The sequence below is a fragment of the Nitrospira marina genome (assembly GCF_059568365.1).
In genome coordinates this window covers 3,502,107-3,516,344 of record NZ_JCANTH010000001.1, presented here as the reverse complement: position 1 = coordinate 3,516,344, position 14,238 = coordinate 3,502,107, and the positions used below count along the sequence as shown (strand labels likewise).

Here is a 14,238-nt window from a genome sequence, read left to right as displayed (position 1 = left end):
CGGTTTATGTATGAGACAAAATGGGATGAAGTGGGTGCGTCAGCGGGCTTGGGGGCCTTAAACCTGGGTCCATTGAAAGAACGACTTCATCGTCAGGTGATTGATACTCTTGACCTGGCCGTTGTCGCGAAGTTGGATAACGATCTGCTTAAGGTCGAGCTGACTAAGCTCGTCCAGGAAATGTTGGAGAAGGAATCCATCCCTCTCAGTATGAAAGAGCGGGAAAGTCTGATTGCCGACATTGAGCACGAAGTCATGGGTTTAGGCCCACTTGAACCCTTGGTGCAAGATCAAACCGTAAACGATATTCTGGTTAACAGGGCCGACCAAATTTACGTGGAGCGGGCCGGAAAACTGGAATTGACTGATGTGAAGTTTCGTGATGAAGCCCATCTCCGAAAAATTATTGAAAAAATTGTGTCGGCCGTAGGGCGACGAATTGATGAATCCTCGCCAATGGTAGATGCTCGGTTGTTGGACGGGTCTCGCGTAAATGCCATTATTCCGCCATTGGCTCTGAATGGATCTTCCATTTCAATTCGAAAGTTTTCCAAGGATAAGTTGCAGATTTCGGATTTGGTGAACAAACGTTCCCTTACTCCCGAGATTGCAGAGCTCCTTCGCGGAATTGTCGAAGCTAGACTGAATATTCTGATCTCGGGAGGAACGGGCTGCGGAAAAACGACCATTCTGAATATTTTGTCGGGATTTATTCCCTCCGACGAACGAATTGTGACGATTGAGGATTCAGCGGAGTTGCAATTGCGGCAAGAGCATGTGGTCCGGCTCGAAACCCGCCCTCCCAACGTGGAAGGACGAGGTGAAGTGAGTCAGCGGGAATTAGTCAAAAATTGTTTGCGCATGCGGCCCGATCGAATTGTGATGGGTGAGGTGCGCAGTGGGGAATGTCTCGACATGCTTCAAGCCATGAATACCGGGCATGATGGGTCTCTGACCACGATTCATGCCAATACCCCACGCGACTGCCTGACGCGGGTGGAAACTTTGGTGGCTATGGCCGGGTTGAATCTGGCAACGAAGGCCCTCCGACATTATATCAGTTCAGCTATTGATGTCATTCTCCAAATGACTCGCTTATCGGATGGATCCCGAAAAATGACCAGTTTGTCAGAAATTGTGGGTATGGAAGGCGAAACCATTACTCTTCAGGAAATATTCTTGTTTCAACAAACAGGACTTGATGAAGAGCGAAAGGTGCATGGGCAATTTAGAGCAACTGGAGTGCGGCCGAAATTTGTCGAACGGTTTAAAGCATTAGGAATTACTTGTGACCCAAGTATCTTCGACCCCGAGAAAATTTATGAAGTGTAATAACCGTCTTTCAAATTGTTTTACTTTTACGATGGCCTTTACTGTGGTGGTTCGTCTTGTTGACTCGTCATCCAGTTGGGAGGGCGTATCATGACCGTGGCCATTAGCATTGGAATATTTCTGTCCATTATTTTGTTTGTGGAGGGAGCCTATTATTGCTACCACCAATATGTGAATCCACACAATAAGAATCTCAAGCGGCGCTTGCGTGGTGGATCGGGAAAACCGGGAGATCTTAAAAAAACCCAAGAAGCACCCGGAATTCTTCGAAATCGGAAAATGAGTGACATTCCGTGGATCCAAAATTTGTTGGGTTCTATGACCAACTTGGGGGGACTGGAAAAGTTGCTCCAACAAGCCAATAGTCAAATGCCTGTTGGCGTGTTTTTCCTCTTATCCGGAGTGCTCGGAGGAGCAGGATTGCTGGTCGCCACCTTTCAAGACTATGGAATGTTTGCTGCCCTTGGTCTAAGTCTTATGGGAATGAGTATTCCTTTGCTTCAGATGAAACGGAAGCGGAAGCGACGTTTTAAAGAATTTGAGCGCCAATTGCCTGAAGCATTAGATTTGATGGCTCGGGCTCTTCGGGCGGGACATGCCTTTTCCGTGGGTATGAAGATGATCGGGGATGAATTTCCGGATCCGATCGGTCCTGAGTTTAGTCGGACAGTGGAGGAAATTTCGTTTGGAATCGATGTCCCTCAAGCGATGAACAATTTAAATGGTCGGGTGATCAGTACCGACTTGAAATTCTTTGTCACGGCCTTAGTCGTCCAACGAGAAACAGGGGGGAATTTAGCAGAAATCATTGAAGCGATTTCTCGACTCATTCGGCAGCGATTTGAGTTACTTGGTCGAGTTAAAGCGCTTTCGGCCGAAGGCCGGATGTCGGGGATAATTTTATTCTGCATGCCGATTGTTATGAGCATTCTGTTGTGGTTCTTGAATGAAGCCTACATGCGTATTTTGATTGAGGATGAGATTGGTCAAATGATGGCTCTAGGTTCAGGTCTGTTAATGCTGGTGGGAGCCTATGTGATGAAAAATATGTGTGATATTAAAGTCTAGGGGATGGCATGATGGATCCATTATTCTTGATCAGTCTTTTGGTATTTTTGGGGGTTCTCGTTATCGGCTGGGGTGCGTGGAGTTATATGCAGTCTCAGGAAAAGGTCAAGGACTGGAGTGTACGGGCGAAGGGCCAATCTCTCTCGCAGAGTTCCTCGCAAAAAAATGACAAGAAAGTTAGTTTGAAAGATCAAGGGATGAAGCTGCTGGAGCGATTGGGTCAGGTCAATAAGCCCAAGGACCAAGCCGTCACCACTCGATTGCGCGCCTCATTGGCCACGGCAGGGTATCGAAGTCCACGAGCGATTGTGGTGTTTTTGGGAACCCGGATTTTTCTGGCCATTCTGCTAGGCCTGACCTTCCTTGTTTTTGGTTCCGAGGTGATGCAGGGGAAAGATCCCATGTTTTTTCCCATGGCGTTGATTGGTGTCATGATGGTGGGATTTTATGGGCCCCAACTGTGGTTGAGCAGTGCCATCACTAAACGAAAAGAACGCTTAGTGAATGGGTTTCCTGATGCGCTGGATTTGATGGTCGTGTGCGTAGAAGCGGGGTTAGGGCTGGATCAAGCCATTGCCCGGGTGGGGCAGGAAGTCAAGCAAGGCCATCCCGATCTTGGTGATGAATTTATCTTGTTAAACTTGGAGCTCCGTGCCGGCTTAAGCCGGGAACAAGGGCTTCGGAATTTGGTCAACAGGACGAACCTCGATGATATTCGTAGTTTAGTCGCCTTGCTGATTCAGACCGATCGATTTGGCACGAGTATTGGTCAGGCGCTTCGAGTTCACTCCGATTCCATGCGGTTAAAACGAAGGCTTAAAGCAGAAGAGCGAGGGGCACAGCTTCCAGTAAAATTGATGATTCCTCTTATATTGTTTATTTTCCCGGCATTAATGGTAGTGATTATTGGTCCTGGTGCTATCAGCCTGCTGCGAAATTTAATGCCGGCTATGGGAGGGTGAACACGTAAGAGCCACGAACAAGAGATGCGAAAAACATTTCAATAGCATAGGGGAAGACAAAACATGGGAGTTCCATTTCACGAAACAACAGAACAGAAAATTTCAACAGCGAATATAAGGGTTGGGTCGATTGCATTACAGGCAGTAAATGAAACCTTTCAGATGAGGTACACAATGAAGAAGGCGAGCCTCCTCGTATCTGTGTTCATATTAATTCATTTGGGTGCCGTTGGGTGTGCCCAAAAAGAAAAATCCATGTTCACTCTCCAGGATGAACATTATCAGCAAATTATGGAACGACAGAAGGCCGGGATCAATCCGGAATCCCAAGCGCCCGTAGACCTTACTCAGGTCATGAACAGCGACGAGTTTGAAAAACTGGGAGATGCTCATCTACAACAAGGCGATTATCAGACGGCAAAAATTCAGTATGAAAAAGTGTTAGAGGCTTCGCCCGAACAGATTCCTGCACGGTACAAGTTAGCAGTGATCTATTTGGAAAAAGGATCCCCTCAGAATGCCTATGACCAATTTCACCGAATCCTGGATTATGATTTGAATTTTGCTCCAGCCTATGAGGGAATGGGTCGGGCCTTGCTGAAGATGGAGAAGGATCAGGAGGCGGAGAAGGAATTCCAGGCGGCCTTAATGTATGACGCTGAAATGTGGACCTCCGAAAATTACCTTGGTATTGTGGCGGATCGGCGTCATGATCATAAAGAGGCGATCCACCTGTATGAAGTTGCCTTGCAGAAGAGGGCAGATGATCCTTCGATCTTGAACAATTTAGGTATGGCGTATTACCTCGATACCCAATATGAAGAGGCGGTCAGAACTTTTCAGCGTGCCGTTCAGGTTGGTGGATCCAACGACAAAATTTCAAACAACCTCGGGTTAGCTCTCACCAAACTTGGGCATTTCGATCTGGCCTACGAAGCCTATGCCCGAGGAATGGATTCGGCCAAGGCCTATAATAACTTGGGTGTGGCATTTTTGGAAGTTGGGAAGTTTGCGCGAGCTTCCCGTTGTTTTGAGAAAGCCATTGAAACCCAACCGACCTTTTACGAAAAAGCCAGTGAGAATTTAATGCTCAGCAATCGAATGCTGGCGAAACTTCCTCTGGTTCAGCAGCAAGTGTTAATCCGACGGGACCCCGTGTGTGTGGGGGCAATTTGACCGATCTCTTTGATGGAGTCGTCCCGGCAATGCCTTCTGCCCAGTATTGATTGCCCGGCTTGAGCCAATTTTGACTGGGGTGATCGGGAGTGCATTTGTTGTGTAAGAAATGGATTTTCTCTGACAATTAGTTGAACTGATCCTTACGAGGATCCCCTTCGAATCACCATAAGGTGGAATTCGCTTCTATCAGGAGCGAAAAATCCGCTGGTCCTTCCATCCTTCAACTCTTCCCGTTGAATCTCTTTGACCTTAATTGCTCCTGTCTTATAGGCTTATGCGTGTGGTTTGACGGGTAAGCCTTCGGATTTCCTGGCATGGGCTTTTACCTGGTTAAACGTTTGATCGGGGGGAGCCTGGGACACGATTACGGGTCCAAAACCACATGGTCGGATATTTGCTTTTTCTTAATTTTTTGTCATCTATGCATTCTTCTTTTTCTCTTCCGAAGTCATTAAGGACATCCTACATAGATGTGGCTGTGAAAACTAACGGGAATAGAGTGGCGTCCAGGTCGTTGCCAGACTTGACCATGAACGACGACCAGTATAAGGCTTCACTGAATGTGGCCGAACTCAACCTAAAAGATATCCGGGGCTACACTGATGCAAAGATATTGGGCGACGCATCCTTCAAAGAGTTCAGTGAAGGCAGGATTGTTGATTGGTCTAAGCTGTACCAGGGTAAATTCACTGGATCAAAGAATCAGGACGATAAACTTGTGATGTCTCGGTAGGGAATAATAAGGAATCTTGCGTCAAAGTCGAATCTGCTAGTCCTTAAATTGAAATACATGCCTCCGTCTTTGTACCTTGTGTGTGACTATTTTATTTTGAATATTAGGATTGGGAAGGCCGCTTTTCAGGATACGACCTGTGTCGGATGACCTATTAAATACCATGAAGGGCTTATGGAGATCAGTGGATTGTTTACGCTAGTTTCGAGAAAACATGGTTTCAAGAGTTTTTGCGAGGTCGAAAATTTTATAAGGTTTGACCAAGATTCCCTGGAATCCATGATCTTGAAAATGGGACATAATGGGATCGTCTGAATATCCGCTGGTGACAATAGCTTTGATGTGAGGGTCTAAATTCCTAAGATGCTGAATGGCTTTAACTCCTCCCATCGCGCCCGGGATGGTAAGATCAAGGATGACCACTTCAAATTTCATTCCATCCGCCAGTGCCTTGGAAAACAGGTCGATAGCCGTTTGCCCATCCGGGACGCTTACGACATCATAACCGAACTGCGTCAGCGCATCCTCAACCATACGGCGAATGCTGTGTTCGTCATCCATAACCAGGATCCGTCCTCTGCATTTTCTGGGAATGTTTGAAATGTGCTGTGCCTCACCATCCGGGGTGACATATGTGGATGGGATATACACGGTAAAGGTCGTGCCGACTCCGACTTTTGATGTCACGCTGATATGTCCATGGTGCTGCTGGATGATGCTATGAGCGGTGGCTAACCCCAACCCGGATGCGCCCGGTTTGGTGGTGTAATACGGATCAAAAATATTTGGCAACTGTCGGGCCTCAATCCCGTTCCCCTGATCTTCAAAAGACACTTGCACATAGTTTCCAGGGATGAGTGATGATGAAGGAAGGGCCGAGGGATCTTTCAGTCCTACGTTTTCTACTTTGACGCTTAAGTGACCACCGTGAGGCATGGCCTGTCTGGCATTGAGGGTAATGTTTTGAAAAACCTGCCGGAGTTGACCGGGGTCCGCATCAAGAGGCCAAAGATCATCGGGGATGTCGAAATGACAACTGATTGATGACCCTGATAGGGCAAAAATCGTACTTTTTCGAAGCAGATCTCCTAACGCGATGGATGTCTTTATCGGGGCTCCGCCTTTGGCAAAGGTCAAGAGTTGTTGGGTTAATTCTTTGGCGCGCAAGCAGGCCTGCTCGGCTTGCTCGAGGTTTTGCGTCAGAGGGTCGTTTGACACCATTCGCAATTTGGCCACGAACACGTTCCCCAATATCGTCGTGAGGATATTATTGAAATCGTGAGCCAGCCCTCCCGCCAAGACTCCCAAAGAATTGAGTTTGCTGATTCGTTGTTGTTCTTCCTGGTGACGGGATTGGTCGGTAATATCTCGGAAGACTATCACCGTTCCTAGGAGATGGCCGCTATGATCGCGGATCGGTCCCTCTCTCAGGGTAATCTTCCGTTGCCGCCCATGTTTGGTCAATAATTGATGAGGGGCATCCAACTCAGAGAGGACAAGGGTTCTGGAAGAAAACTGTAAAGACGGCTCCTCATCATTTTTTTGGCTATCACCGGTCAGACGGAAAATTTCTTGGAATGGTCGGTGCAAGGCTTCCTGGGTTGTCCATTCGGTGATCTGCTCCGCCAAAGGGTTTAAGAAAGAAATGCGTCCCTCTCGATCAGTTGTGACAATGCCTTCCGCGACTGATTGAAGCGTGGTGACCAGATGATCCTTTTCAGCAATGAGGGCATGTTCGAGGCGTTTCCGGTCTGAAATATCTCGAAGGATAAAGCCGTAATGGGTGTCCATGCCGACTTTCCAACTTGTGGAAGAAATTTCCAAGGGAAATGATTCGCCGCTTTTCCGGAGGCCGGTGAGTTCCAAGGGTTGCTGAAGAAAAAAGGTCGAAGATCGACCATAACTGATATCTCCCAGTCCTTTCCGGTACATGTCTCGATAGCCTTCTTCCAGTAAGGTGACAATCGAGTGTCCAAGGACCTCGTCAGCCTGATAACCGAAGATGGATTCGGCTGCAGGATTCCACGAGACAATGGTTCCGTGTAAGTCGGCAGAAATGATCCCTTCATGGGCGGAGTCCACCAGTGAGGAAAATTGAGAATGAAGTTGGGTCATTGTTTGGCTGACCCTCACATGATGCGTGATATCCAGGCCATATCCCCGCACGAGACCTTTTTCCTGGAGAGGGGAAAAGGTCCAATCAAAGTGGTGATGCTCAACAATGACTGTGAGACCTCTGATGGGGGTTGTGGTTTTGAGGCATCCCAGGGCGAGTTGTGTCAGTGTGGCTGGAAGCACCATTGGCACACCGTCTTCCCGAAATCCATAGGTATCGAGGAGGCGGATCATGGAAGGGTTGGCATAGGCCAGGTGGCCCTGGGCGTCCACTTCCACGATGGGATTTGGGCTTTCTTCCGGCATCGACGCAAGGTGTTGATTCGCTTCGTGTTGCCGGAGTTCCTGGCTGAGATCCCGAAAAATAATCAACGCACCTGAATGGCGCGGATTTGTCAGTGGTGTGGATTGAAATTCCACCCAACGGGTTTCGCCACTCGGCCGTCGAATCAAAAGTTGAGGCCTCCATATAGATTTTCCCGTGGTGATCGATCTCGTGATCGGGCAGTGTTCCTCTTGTGTGACCAGATCAATATGGAGACATTGCGCGTGTGTATGAAAGGATTGCCCGAGGCAAGAGGTTTCGGTTCGATGAAGAATCCTGGCGCCTTCCAGGTTGAGGGAAAGAATCTGGCCTTGGGTATCCACGTGGCAGATGCCAATGTTGATGGAATCCATCAGGGTATGCACAAAGGCTTGGGATGAACGTAATGCCGTCTCTAGTCCAGGGATGTCCATTTGTTTGAGTTCTTGAAAAAAATATTGCCGATCCACTCAGCGATTCCTTCCTAATCTTAGCGACGACATCGTGTGAACGATACCTCGTCTTACCATAAGGCTTCAAGGATTTTCGACATATCCCATCCTTCCCGAATAGGGTCCAAGGCTTTTTCAATCGATCGATGAGGGGTTGTTGGGCGTTGTGCCGCCAGATCAATGATTTCCTGTTCAGGATAGGGTTGGTCCAAGGAGTCCTTGAGTAATTTAATGGTAGGGGTCATTCGACTATGACTAGAAACCCACACAACGACGGCCTGTTCGCCGGTATTCAGCCGAACCAGGGAACCAATTGGATACACCCCTAAGAGTTGAATTAATCGCTGGACGAGATAAAGATGGTATTGCCCTCCGACGGCAGCCTGATACAGCTCGGATAAAGCCCGGGCAGGTGGCACGGGTGGACAGCTGCATCGTCCACTAATTTGCGCGTCATACGTGTCGGCAATGCTCAGTATTTGAGTGAGTTCCGAAATCTGAAGGCCTCGTAATCCCTTGGGGTAACCGGACCCGTCAAGCCGCTCATGGTGTTCTAAGACCATCCGTTTCGACTCGTCAGGAATATCGGGGAATTGATTAAGAATGGCCATGCCCATTTCACAATGGGCCTGCATAAGTTTCTGCTCTTGCGGTGTGAATCGTTCAACCTTACGGATCATATTTAACGGGAGACGAAGTTGTCCGATGTCGTGGAGAAGAGCGGCAAGCCCAACGAGTTTTAATTGTGTCGGATCGCAGCCGTGTTCTTGTCCGATGGCCATAGCTAACATTCCCGTATCTACCCCATGAGAAGCCAGATTAGGATCGAAGCGACGCATTTGAATCAGCGACACCATCGCGGCCTGGTGGTCTAAAATTCCATCGAGCAGGATGCTGACCACACTTCGGACTTCCTGGATGTGTTGGGGAGTGGGCGCTTCCATTTGACGGAAAAATATCTCCATGGTGGAGATAGCTTCTGCGCGAAGGAGGCGTGCGGCCTCAATATCTTCCGGATTGGGCCCTGAATCCACTCTGGGGGATGTTAACGAGGTTGAGGGAGAAAGTTCTTGGTTTTCTGACGTGTGCTGAACGTCACCCACCTCGGCAAGATCGCATCCCTTTTCCGTGTCAATTTGGACTTCCTTAATTCCATAATTGCGCAATAGGGCAATCTCATCCTCTCGTTTGATCGTCCATTTGTGACGGAGAAACGGAGTTTTAAACCATGATCGGTCCATGCCCGTGACATACATCCCAGGCCGCAGGTCATGAATAGAAATACGTTTATTCATGGTGCAAGGTTGGGCAAAAGGGGATAAAAAACGCACCAGATGAGATGTGAGATGTACAGATGGGTACCAATCAACCGGGGACTGGATAGAATCCGGGCAATGGTAACGATATTCCCGTAAAAGGGCAAGAGAGGGCCGACAATTAGGAGGAAAACAGGAGAAGGATTAGGAGGAGCGTTTGAGAATCCGATCAATGCGGCCGGCAATTTCCGTCGCTTCCTCTGGGTGACCTCCAGCCAGTAGGAGGGCATGGTAAGTTTGCAGGGTGGAGAGTAATTGCGGGGCAGAAAGTCCCCAGGATTTTTCACGAATGGTTAAAGCTCGTTTGAGAAGTGGGCGGGCCATCTCCAATTGGTTTTTTCGCTGATATAACGAGGCGAGGGCAGCTAAAGGATCGGCCATCCGAAGATGTTCAGAACCCAAAGATTGAGCCAACAGGGGCAAGGCTTCCCAATAATAGGCTTCGGCCTGACTCTCTTGTCCTTCCAACCGGGCGACTTCTCCCAGCTGATAAATCACCAGGGCATGTCGTTCATCGGTCGGCCCCTGTTTTCGAACTGATGGTAATAGACGATGAAGCAGGTCTTTGGCTTCTTGCAATTGTCCATGGGAGAGAGCCGCATGGATCTGTTCCCATTGCCGATCCCATTCGGACGATGTCGGGCAACCGGTGACCAGGCAGATGAGACCTGCAAGCAGCCACCCCATAATCAATGTTCGGTTTGCGATGTGGTTCATAAGTATCGGACGCGCCTTCACATCTAACTAGAGGCACAAGTCAGTGAAGGAAACCTCCCGTTAGATTGGACAACTATCATGGGGAAATCCTGTGACATTCTGGACATTTTCTGTCACTCTTTGTAGGGTAGTCTGGTGCAGGGCCCGTGACGGAGACGAAGATGCTTGACCAGGTATTGCGATATTGCCAGCATGACGTGTGGAAGGAGGATGTCGATGCGTTAACTGGGTTTCGACAGTTCGGGGTCAAAGCTCTGCGTCTGGTATTGGTGGCGGTCGCCGAATTTCAGGAAAGTGTCCTGAGTATTCGAGCCACCAGTTTGGTTTATACCACTCTCCTCTCCCTGGTTCCGTTTCTAGCGGTCACCTTCTCGGTCCTCAAAGCCTTTGGCATTCATCAAAAGATCCAACCGATTCTGGCGCAAGCGTTGGATCCGCTCGGGCCCAAAGGAATCGAGATTACCACGAATATTATCCAGTTTGTCGACAACATGAAAGTTGGGGTCTTGGGAGCGGTGGGCATTGCGGGACTGTTCTATACGACATATTCCCTGATTGAAAAAATTGAAGAGGCACTGAACTCGATTTGGCGAGTTGATGCAGGGCGTCCGTTGGCCAGAAGGGTCACCGATTATTTAAGTGTCGTCCTCGTGGGTCCGGTGATTGTCTTTACCGCCTTCGGACTTACTGCCTCGGCGCAAAGTCATTGGCTTGTCCAAAAAATTCTGGAAGTCCAGCCGCTTGGCCATCTGATGGTCGTGCTCACCAATCTGCTGCCCTTCTTTTTTATGTGCCTGGTGTTTACGTTTCTCTACAAGTTTCTGCCCTATACAAAGGTCAATTTTAACTCAGCGCTGATCGGGGGGGTGACGGCAGGGCTGCTCTGGCAAGTGGCCGGATTGGCGTTTGCATCATTTGTCGTAGGGACAGGACGATATAGCGCCATATACTCAGGCTTTGCCGTGCTTATTCTCTTTCTCATTTGGCTCTATGTCGGATGGCTCATTGTGCTGGCAGGAGCTCAAGTCGCCTATTATCATCAGCACCCATCTGCATACCTCTTACATTTAGGTCGAAAAAATCAGACTCCACTCTTCCGAGAATACCTCACACTGTCATTGCTCACCCATATTACCCGCCGGTTTTTAACAGGGAAGCCACCTCTCAGGGCAGAGCAGTTAGCCCGCGCACAAGGTGTACCTCTTACGTTGGTGGAATCGCTCATCGATGATCTGGTGAAAGGCCAGATGGTCGTGAAAGGCGATAAACCCAAAGGGTTGGTATTGGCGCAGGCACCAGAGAATATTCCGGTGGTCGAGGTGTTACGGGTGGTTCAGCATCAACTCCATGATGGGCCCCAGGCATTTACAGTGGGTTCAGATTCCATTAGTCGGGTCCTTATACGCCGGGATGCGGCGGTGAAAGCCGCATTGGAAGGCATGACGTTGCGGGATTTAGTACGACGTCAACCTGAAGTCGTTGAAGAAGAGAACGGAATGGACCAGGCCCAGGGTGAAGATCCCGGTGGGGCAGCTCACGCCGAGTCGGAGGGTGAGGTTCCCGGTCCTCCAAACTATCTCCAAGAAACCAGACAACCCGATCCTCCTGTGGTCAGGAAAGGGAGGGCAAGGTAATGAACGTGTGTTGATAAGGGTAGGAAGATGAATATGTGGATTGTCCCGGGTGCGCCTCTCAATAATGGCCAAGGCTGGCGGATTTGGTGTTCGCAAAAAGGGGAAGGCAGTTTTGCTCCACCCGCTATTGAAGTGCGGCAAGGTGGTACCATGGTCCCCGTTCACACTGAATGGAAGCTGTTACCGCCATTATCAGGGCTGAAACGACGGATGGGGATAATGTCTGTGCGATTACAAAACACCGCGCCACCACACGGTGCACTTTTTGAGATCCAGGTGGGAACTAACAATGACGCCGAAGTTCAAACGTTTTCCTGGTCGACTCTTCCTCAGAACGTTACTGACAAAGGGGTCACGTTTCTCTTTTCCTCCTGTTTTTGGCAGAACAACGACCGGGATGGATATTACCGCGCAGGCATGAGGGAGTTGAAAATATTATGTCAGCCGCATTTTAAGATGCTGATTGGAGACCAAGTCTATCTTGACTGGCCCCTTTATTGGGATATTGCTGATAAGGAGGCGATTCAACTTTTTGGAAAACGATATCGGCAATATTGGGAAGACGAACATTACCGGGAAGTCCTTCAACTCAACCCAAATTTTATCACGTGTGATGATCACGAATATTGGAACGATTATCCTGAAAAGCAAAAACATCTGATTCAGGCATGGGATGATTCACATCGCAATACCTATGGTCCTGTTGCTGATCAACTCTATTATCAATACCAGCAATGCCTGAATCCTGATGAAGCCCGCTGGTATTCTCTTGGTATCGATCCCGTTTCTTTTTTTATTACCGATACCCGGTCCACACGGGGGGAGTGCCGCGACAAAGGAGCCGGACATTTCATTTTGGACGATCAATGGAAAGCACTAGAAGACTGGCAACAGGGGTTGCAGGGACCTGGCGTGCTGGTATTAGGTCAACCTCTTTTTCAAAAAGACGGGAATTATAAAGATCATTCTTTATCCAATTTCAAGGAAGATTATGCCCGTCTCTGGCGCGTGATTGAGCGGAGTTTAGGCGGAAAGAACACGCAGGGAGTGCCCCACGACATTTTGATCCTTTCGGGGGATATCCACACCGGCCGATATGCTGAAGCACATGGTCCTTTCCCCGATGCGCCTTATGGCGTGCCGGAATTCATCGCCTCTCCCGCCGCCATGATTAGCCCGGGCAATACTCGACCGGAGGCGCCCCCTCAACGAATTCGGGTCAAGCCGAATGCCCAGGGCGGTGAATCCGTCTGGAACATTGATCCACAGAAAAATGTCGAGATTATGACCATTCAGAACAATGTCGGTATTGTGCGGATGTTTCCCGGCAGCCAGGTTGGAGAAACGCCTCGCGTGCGATTCGAGCTGGAATTGTGGCGGTTGCCGGCTAAGCGCATTGAATTGGATTGGGATGAAGTTCCTCCTCCTCAAGGAGTAAGAGGTCCATTAGAGTGTGTCTTTAAGAAGGAGTTGCTGCTTCGTTAGCGGTATGGAAGATTTTCACAGAACCAAGTCATCCATTCAAATCGTTCTTCGAGTGATGTGACGAAAGGAATTCATCATGCGCCATTCTCAAACCTCAACCAGAAATTCGGCTATCAAAGACTGGACCAGCAAATATGGCAAACGCACCAACCTGCAATTTTTTAATGATGCGTTTGCCGCCTTGCAAAAACAGGACATCGGCAGTCGTGGATTGATGACCGTGGGGTTGATCGGCAGCCGGGACCTTCCCGGACATACGTTGCGAACGGCACAGTCCATGTTGCGTTGGGACTTACGCCCGAGTTTCTGGTCGCATGTGTTTGTGGTGGCCGAACCCGTGACCTCTCGCACGTCGTTACGGTCTCTGCCGATTCTTGAAGTTCCCCTGCATTCACGCAACGGGATGTTCCCAAGGCCGGAATGTAACGGCATTAATGAAGGCACATTAGGCCTGTATGAAGACAAAGACATCGATGCGAATGTCGGACTTGTGGCTGTCGGTATGACGGATGAGGAGGCCAAAAAGCTTAAAAAACGCGCGAGGGACTGGAATCAGGATCGTGTCCGTTACAACTTTTGGGAGATGTTGGGAGTCTGGCAAAGCTATCTCTGGTCCCAAGGGGCCAAGCGCAATCCGTTGCGGGAGGGTATGCCCATCGCTGCCTCCTCGTATATTGAATTTATTTTTGAAGGCGTTGGTTTGGGTGTGACACCGGGTACCTCCGAGCGCAACAGCGCCCCGGAGCACCTCTGGAATGCGGCCTGCTGGTGGCACAAGGCCTTCAAGGAGCAAGACCGGAAAGTGGCCGGGATGTTTGTGGCTCGCGATCCCGGCTGTGCTATGCTCCGTCCTAACGAATAGGTTCCTATCTATGGGGACCTAACTTTGAAGGTCGAGGTTGTTATCCCCAAATTTCCGCAGGAGTTTGCGGGGATCCATT

10 protein-coding genes are annotated in these 14,238 nt (G+C 49.2%); 7 read left to right on the top strand and 3 right to left on the bottom strand.

Translation table 11 applies throughout. The annotated features are described in order from the left end of the window. Positions 1 to 6 precede the first annotated feature (6 nt). The 4 genes from LX98_RS15000 to LX98_RS14985 all read left to right on the top strand — a co-directional run bounded on the left by LX98_RS15000 (position 7) and on the right by LX98_RS14985 (position 4,538). Entirely contained in the window at positions 7 to 1,332 is a 1,326-nt protein-coding gene (locus LX98_RS15000) for an ATPase, T2SS/T4P/T4SS family (protein WP_496429672.1), read from the top strand. Between the two features lie 90 nt (positions 1,333 to 1,422). Beyond that, positions 1,423 to 2,400 (top strand): type II secretion system F family protein, encoded by a 978-nt coding sequence (locus LX98_RS14995; protein ID WP_496429671.1) that lies wholly within the window; start codon positions 1,423 to 1,425, stop codon positions 2,398 to 2,400. 8 nt (positions 2,401 to 2,408) lie between these two features. Beyond that, on the top strand, positions 2,409 to 3,362 hold the full coding sequence (locus LX98_RS14990; protein ID WP_496429670.1) for a type II secretion system F family protein: 954 nt from the start codon (positions 2,409 to 2,411) through the stop codon (positions 3,360 to 3,362). 174 nt (positions 3,363 to 3,536) lie between these two features. Continuing rightward, the gene (locus LX98_RS14985) at positions 3,537 to 4,538 is read left to right on the top strand and encodes a tetratricopeptide repeat protein (RefSeq protein ID WP_496429669.1); all 1,002 of its coding nucleotides are present in this window, start codon (positions 3,537 to 3,539) and stop codon (positions 4,536 to 4,538) included. A gap of 934 nt (positions 4,539 to 5,472) precedes the next feature. Here the strand turns inward: LX98_RS14985 and LX98_RS14980 are convergent. The 3 genes from LX98_RS14980 to LX98_RS14970 form a co-directional block, all read right to left on the bottom strand. Next, the gene (locus tag LX98_RS14980) at positions 5,473 to 8,163 is read right to left on the bottom strand and encodes a PAS domain S-box protein (RefSeq protein WP_496429668.1); all 2,691 of its coding nucleotides are present in this window, start codon (positions 8,161 to 8,163) and stop codon (positions 5,473 to 5,475) included. Between the two features lie 53 nt (positions 8,164 to 8,216). Next, entirely contained in the window at positions 8,217 to 9,440 is a 1,224-nt protein-coding gene (locus LX98_RS14975; protein WP_496429667.1) for an HD domain-containing phosphohydrolase, read from the bottom strand. Positions 9,441 to 9,605: 165 nt separating this feature from the next. After that, entirely contained in the window at positions 9,606 to 10,178 is a 573-nt protein-coding gene (locus LX98_RS14970; protein ID WP_496429666.1) for a tetratricopeptide repeat protein, read from the bottom strand. Between the two features lie 161 nt (positions 10,179 to 10,339). On the opposite strand from LX98_RS14970, the gene LX98_RS14965 reads away from it, so the two are divergent. The 3 genes from LX98_RS14965 to LX98_RS14955 all read left to right on the top strand — a co-directional run bounded on the left by LX98_RS14965 (position 10,340) and on the right by LX98_RS14955 (position 14,159). Then, the gene (locus tag LX98_RS14965) at positions 10,340 to 11,812 is read left to right on the top strand and encodes a YhjD/YihY/BrkB family envelope integrity protein (protein ID WP_496429665.1); all 1,473 of its coding nucleotides are present in this window, start codon (positions 10,340 to 10,342) and stop codon (positions 11,810 to 11,812) included. 33 nt (positions 11,813 to 11,845) lie between these two features. Continuing rightward, on the top strand, positions 11,846 to 13,297 hold the full coding sequence (locus LX98_RS14960; RefSeq protein WP_496429664.1) for an alkaline phosphatase D family protein: 1,452 nt from the start codon (positions 11,846 to 11,848) through the stop codon (positions 13,295 to 13,297). 76 nt (positions 13,298 to 13,373) lie between these two features. After that, positions 13,374 to 14,159: a hypothetical protein gene (locus LX98_RS14955; RefSeq protein ID WP_496429663.1), complete on the top strand. Its 786-nt coding sequence runs from the start codon at positions 13,374 to 13,376 to the stop codon at positions 14,157 to 14,159. Positions 14,160 to 14,238: the final 79 nt, after the last annotated feature.

Excerpts from the sequence above, each read along its gene's own strand:
- LX98_RS14990 (WP_496429670.1), top strand. The coding sequence starts at position 2,409 with ATGATGGATCCATTATTCTTGATCAGTCTTTTGGTATTTTTGGGGGTT.
- LX98_RS14985 (WP_496429669.1), top strand. The coding sequence starts at position 3,537 with ATGAAGAAGGCGAGCCTCCTCGTATCTGTGTTCATATTAATTCATTTG.
- LX98_RS14995 (WP_496429671.1), top strand. The coding sequence starts at position 1,423 with ATGACCGTGGCCATTAGCATTGGAATATTTCTGTCCATTATTTTGTTT.
- LX98_RS14960 (WP_496429664.1), top strand. The coding sequence starts at position 11,846 with ATGTGGATTGTCCCGGGTGCGCCTCTCAATAATGGCCAAGGCTGGCGG.
- LX98_RS14975 (WP_496429667.1), bottom strand. The coding sequence starts at position 9,440 with ATGAATAAACGTATTTCTATTCATGACCTGCGGCCTGGGATGTATGTC.
- LX98_RS15000 (WP_496429672.1), top strand. The coding sequence starts at position 7 with ATGTATGAGACAAAATGGGATGAAGTGGGTGCGTCAGCGGGCTTGGGG.
- LX98_RS14965 (WP_496429665.1), top strand. The coding sequence starts at position 10,340 with ATGCTTGACCAGGTATTGCGATATTGCCAGCATGACGTGTGGAAGGAG.
- LX98_RS14955 (WP_496429663.1), top strand. The coding sequence starts at position 13,374 with ATGCGCCATTCTCAAACCTCAACCAGAAATTCGGCTATCAAAGACTGG.
- LX98_RS14970 (WP_496429666.1), bottom strand. The coding sequence starts at position 10,178 with ATGAACCACATCGCAAACCGAACATTGATTATGGGGTGGCTGCTTGCA.